Origin of the sequence: Pseudomonas sp. (assembly GCF_049645325.1) — a bacterium.
Lineage (GTDB): Bacteria > Pseudomonadota > Gammaproteobacteria > Pseudomonadales > Pseudomonadaceae > Aquipseudomonas.
The window spans coordinates 1-4,920 of record NZ_JBARTQ010000141.1; the positions used below are offsets into that span (position 1 = coordinate 1).

The 4,920-nt window shown below is 62.3% G+C and carries 4 protein-coding genes; all 4 read right to left on the minus strand.

Going from position 1 to position 4,920, the window contains the following annotated elements; translation table 11 throughout:
* Nucleotides 1-1,076, minus strand: a 1,076-nt coding sequence (locus tag WBB95_RS06190) for a hypothetical protein (RefSeq protein ID WP_424486761.1), incomplete at its 3' end; no start/stop codon positions are given.
* Between the two features lie 15 nt (nucleotides 1,077-1,091).
* On the minus strand, nucleotides 1,092-2,021 hold the full coding sequence (locus tag WBB95_RS06195; protein WP_424486762.1) for a hypothetical protein: 930 nt from the start codon (nucleotides 2,019-2,021) through the stop codon (nucleotides 1,092-1,094).
* A 92-nt stretch (nucleotides 2,022-2,113) separates the two neighbouring features.
* Nucleotides 2,114-4,234 carry a hypothetical protein gene (locus WBB95_RS06200; RefSeq protein ID WP_424486763.1) on the minus strand — a complete coding sequence of 707 codons (2,121 nt, stop codon included), beginning with the start codon at nucleotides 4,232-4,234 and terminating at the stop codon, nucleotides 2,114-2,116.
* Nucleotides 4,234-4,665, minus strand: a complete 432-nt coding sequence (locus WBB95_RS06205; protein WP_424486764.1) for a CesT family type III secretion system chaperone — start codon at nucleotides 4,663-4,665, stop codon at nucleotides 4,234-4,236. The genes WBB95_RS06200 and WBB95_RS06205 overlap by 1 nt, the downstream gene beginning before the upstream one ends.
* Nucleotides 4,666-4,920 lie beyond the last annotated feature (255 nt).

Genomic DNA, 4,920 nt, shown 5'->3' on the forward strand with positions numbered 1-4,920 from the left:
CGTTCTTCCCGCGGTGCGCGCGGGCGCTCTGCTGCCGCTGTTGATGCATGACGGGGGCGCACAGCCGGCGCATCCCAAGGCACAACGACGGGCATGGGTGCGACACTGACTGACGGGGTACGCGCCCGTGCATTGCCAATCGCGCGCATCAACGGTGCAAACAGCGATTTGCTCGGGACTTTCCCGGTCTTGGGGTCCAGCCCCAGTTGAATCAGGCGCTCCTTGAACTGTGCCTGGGAAAGGTTGAGGTCCAGGTACTGGGACTCGCCCTTGCTGTTTTTGTATTGGTAATGCATCCCCAGGTTTTGGGCGGTGTGGCGCTGTGCGTAAATGCCGCCTTGGTTCAAGGCCTGCTTAACCAGCTTGTCGTTGTCGGTGGGGTAGTCCGGGGCGATCATTCTGAAGTTGTGGTTGACCTCTTCCTGGCTTGCCTTGTTGTCGTACAGCAGGCGGGTACGCATACCCGGATCGTTACGCGGCTCGAAGGTGTTGAGCACCATGGGGTTGCGGTCGATCAGGGCGAAATCCTGCCTGCGCATGGCCCGTCCAAAGTCCGGCCAGGCGTCGACGATCACGCTGCCTTCGGGCATGCGGTGGTCGCCGATTTCGGTCACCGAATGATCGCGCTGGGGCGAGTACAGCACAGAAACCGGCTTGTTCAGGCCTGAGGTGGCGCAGAGCGCGGCGCACACCGAAGACATTTCCCCGCAGTTACCCGCCTGAAAGCGCGCGGCGATGCGCGCACGGTCCCAGCCGTCACGCCCCACTTGCTTGAATTCTGTCTGTGCCAGCCCCGTGCGTTTAAATGAGTCGCCGTTGGTTCGCACGATATGCCGTTGCTGGTTGCCCGAACCTTTATTCAAGATCCGCCAGGTGTCATCAATGGCCTGGTTTCCTACCGTCAGTGCTTTCATTTCCCCCTTGGAAACGCGCTGCACGGTGACCTGATGGCGGCCCAGGATGGCGTCGGTCGAGTCTGCGAGCACCTGGTTGATCGGCACGCGGTGGTGCGGGTTATCGGTGTTGAACAGCGCGGGGCTGCCGGTGAGCGGGAAACTGCTGGGGGTGATAGGCATGCAAACTCCGTTTACTCATGACTGAGACGTTGGCGGGCGACGATTTCCGGGGGTAGGTTGGCCAGTGACCGGGTGCAGGCCGAGTTGGACCAGGCGCTGCTTGAACTCGTGTTGCGTGAGGTTGAGGTCCACTCGGCGTGTGTTGCGTTGGCTGTCGTAGGCCTCGTATTGCATGCCCAGGTGTTTGGCCGAGTGTTCCTGGCTGTACACCGGTTGTTCGTGAAGGATCGTGTTGACCAACGCTTCGCCGCCCTTTGGGTAGGCGGGGTACAGCCTGGAAAACTCGTCATCGACCCGCGCTTGGGGCACCTTGTTGTCGTAGAGCAATCGCTTGCGTTCCAGCGGCTGATAGTCGTAGGGCTGCAGCGTTTGCAAGACCGTCGGGTGGCGGTCGATCAGGAAGAAATCCTGTTTGCGCATGGCCCGCCCAAACTCGGGCCAGGGGTCGGCGATCACGGTATTGCTGGTGGCGCGGCGGTCACCGAACTCTGCGACGGTGTGGTCAAGTTCCGGCGAATACACCACTGACACCGGTTGATTCAGCGTCGAGCTGGCGCCGAGCAAAGCACACACCGCGGCCATCTCTGCGCAGTTGCCGGCCTGGAAGCGCGCCGCTACGCGGCCAATGCCCGCCCAGTCATTGCCCAGGTGATCGCGCCGTTCGTGGACCAGTGCCGTGCGTTTGAACGCGTCACCGCCGGTGCTGCGCAGGTGTTTTTCCTGATTGCCCGAGCCTTTGTTCAGCACTTGCCAGGTGTCGGAAATGGCCCGGTTGGCGGCGATCAGCATGTCCATTTCGACATTCGACACACGGGTCGTATAGCCGCCGTGCTGGCTGGTGTACGGCACCAATACCTGGTTTGTCGGCACCCTGTGGGCGGAATGGGGGGTGTTGAACAGCGCCGGATCTGCTTGGAATCGGGCGCCAGGAGGGGCTAAAGGCATAGGCTTTCCTCAAGAATCGCAGGCCAAATCAATGAGTGGGGGCATGGGCCATCCGGTTCCTTGTCAACGTGATCGAAAGGAACCGGCCGGGGTTATCCCAGGGGATATGCCCCCGGTGGCTGCGGGTCGGGGGTGTTTGTCTCGACGGTGTTCCGGGAACCGCTCAGGGCGTTGTGCACCGCACTTGCCGCGCTGGCCAGGGCGGCGGGTGCGGCCTTGATCAGTTGCGGCGCGTGTTCGAGGGTTTCGGTGGGAACCTGCGAGGCAACCTGCAACCCGCCACGAACCCGGTGGTAGGTGTTTTCTGCAGTCCGGCCCCAGGTGCCGGGCAATGAGCCGTGGGGTAAATCGGCGCGATCCGGCGACTGAATGTTCTGCATCGCCGTACGTGTGCGCGCAAAGTTGGGCGCCGCAGCCTGGGCCTGGGTGCCCGGCAGCTGTTCTGCCTTGAGCGCGGCGGTGCGCGCCTTGGTTTCCGGGCCGGATTGAAAGGCGGCGTAGGCGGGAATCAGCAACGCCGGCGAACCGAGCGCGGCCATCACCACCTGGCCAAATTTTTGCGCCGGGGTGTGTGAGCCGATGGCGCGGGCCACGGTGCCCACCGCTGCGGCATTGCCCAGGCCGATCAGCGAACCGAAGGTCTTGCTCAGCAGGCTCTGGCGCACCTCGCTTTTGCTCGGATCACTGGCCAGCACTGCATCGCTGGCAGCCTTGGCGATACGCTGGGCCAGGGGTTTGTCGGTGCCCTTGAAGGTGTGGGTCGGCAACTCACGGCCACGCTCGTCGGGGGTGGTACTGCGCAGTTGGCTGCTCGATTGCACCCCACCCATCAACAGCCCGCCGCCCATGGAGGTGAGTGTGCGGGGGCCGTAGTCGTTGACCCGGAGCTGTGGGGCGGCAAAGCCGATGGCGCGACGAATACCTTGCGCCAGGCCGAACGCGCCAAAGGCTTGGGCTTCGCCAACACCGGTGCCGTTTTTATTGGCTTGCTGGGCGTTCAAGTGGCGGCCGCGCAGTGCGTCCACGGCTTGCTTGGCCTGGATTTTGGCGTCGTCGCTCAGTGGCTGGATTTGCCCCAGGATGCTCACCCTTGGGTTGGGGTTGGGGATCACCTCCGAGGCTTTGACCGGCTTGAGGTTCCACGCGCCAACCAGCTCCTGGCCGATGGGTTTGAGCAAATTAGTGCCCACTTCGTGGGCGGCGGCCATGGTCACGGCGGTGGCGAATACCTGCTTGGGCAAGTCGTGCGGGATCGCCGACTCCACCACCGCTCGGGCAAAGCCGAAGGCCAGGCCCGAGGCGAGCATCTGCGGCACTGCGCCGGCGACGAAGGCTTTGGTGGTGGCGGCCCAGCCGTCGTTGTGTTGATGCAGGCCCTCCAGCACATCTGGCAGCCGGGCGTTGTCCAAAGCATCTTTGAACTCGCCTTCAGCGCTGGTCTGGCGCACCAGCGCCTTGAGCTGATGGCTGATGCCTTCCCATTCCTGGGCCGGTTGATGCAGGTGATGCAGCGCCTTGACCGTGGCATCGGCCTTGGCTGAAGCCTGTTTCAAGGCGCTGGGGATTTGCGCGGCGACCTGTTGCGCATAGCGGGCGAAGGCGTGCTCACTGCGCTCGATGTGGGCACGGTCGGTGGCCGGCAGTTCGGGTTGCGACAGCACTTCCTGGTACAGCGCGACCTTGCCCGCAAACAGTTCGGTCTGCGCTTGAACGGCGTGCGTGAGCACGCGCCCGTAAGCGGCAACGTCGGGGGAGTTGCCTGGCTGCTTGCTCAGTTCCGCGAGCGCCTTGTGCAGCTCCAGGCGGGAGGTCTGGGCATGGCTGAGCAACTCATCGTGGATCACCGGGCTCAGGTGTTCGTCTACCTCCGGAAAGAGTTTTTCAGCAATGCTCTGGAAGGCAACGTGGGACTGCTCCAGCAAATACTTGCCTTCGAGCACCATCATTTCCCGGGCCATGCCCAAGGTGCTGCCGGTGCCTGCCTTGATGGCTTGGGCCAGCGCGGCGGCGTCCCTGGCCAGGGGCGCAGAAGGGCGCTGGCGCTGCGTGTAGCTTTTGAGGGTGGCAGAGGGCGCGGCGGCCGGGGTGGACGCGAGGTCTGTCGGGGGCCTGGAAGACAAACGCACCAGGGCAATATCGGCGCTTGGTGCTGCCTGGATTTCGGCAGGGTTGATGGTGGGTGTGGCGCCTTGGTTGATCCCTGAAGTCCGCATCAGAAGGCCCTCGCGCGGGTGCGCTGATCATCGAGAAAGTAGCTCTGGCGCCACGCCTGGGCGTATTCGGCGATATGCCCCATCAGCAGCAGAACCTGCGCCGCCGTGGTGCTTTCCAGCGGCAGGGCGCTGCCGAACAACACGTGACCGGTGTGTTCGTTGTGCGAAAAACTGCTGTGGCGCACGCCGTCTACCAAGTGGAAATTGGTGTCCAGCAAGCGCAATAAAATTGCCTCGCGCTGGCGTGAGGGCAGCGGGCCGAAGTCGGCATGCAGGAGCACCGCATCAGCCTCTGGGTTCTCGATCGGGCGCAGGGAAAAATCAATACCGCGAACAATGAGTTGGAGGGATTCGTACAGCACGGCAGCACTGGGGATTTGTGTCAGCAGGCAGAGCTCATCCACCAGGTGGCGATAATGTTCGTTAGCCATATTTTTATTCTCCAGGCGCCATCCGTGGGGGCCTTTTGAGGCTTTTTTTGGGGGGCTCCGGAAAAAATGACGGAGCTGACCGCAAGGTGAGTGGAGAACGGGCGCATTCAGGTTCCGTATTTTTTTATCAACATCTTTCGGTAATAACACTTAACTACCGTTACTAACGACGGACCTTCAATGTTTATTGGCGCCGCGTCCCCTAGTCGCAATTAAAATTTTTTTAAAGTGTCGAAAGGCGTGAGGTTTTTTGCC

Coding starts and splice junctions, on each gene's coding strand:
- WBB95_RS06195 (WP_424486762.1), bottom strand. CDS start 2,021: ATGCCTTTAGCCCCTCCTGGCGCCCGATTCCAAGCAGATCCGGCGCTG.
- WBB95_RS06200 (WP_424486763.1), bottom strand. CDS start 4,234: ATGCGGACTTCAGGGATCAACCAAGGCGCCACACCCACCATCAACCCT.
- WBB95_RS06205 (WP_424486764.1), bottom strand. CDS start 4,665: ATGGCTAACGAACATTATCGCCACCTGGTGGATGAGCTCTGCCTGCTG.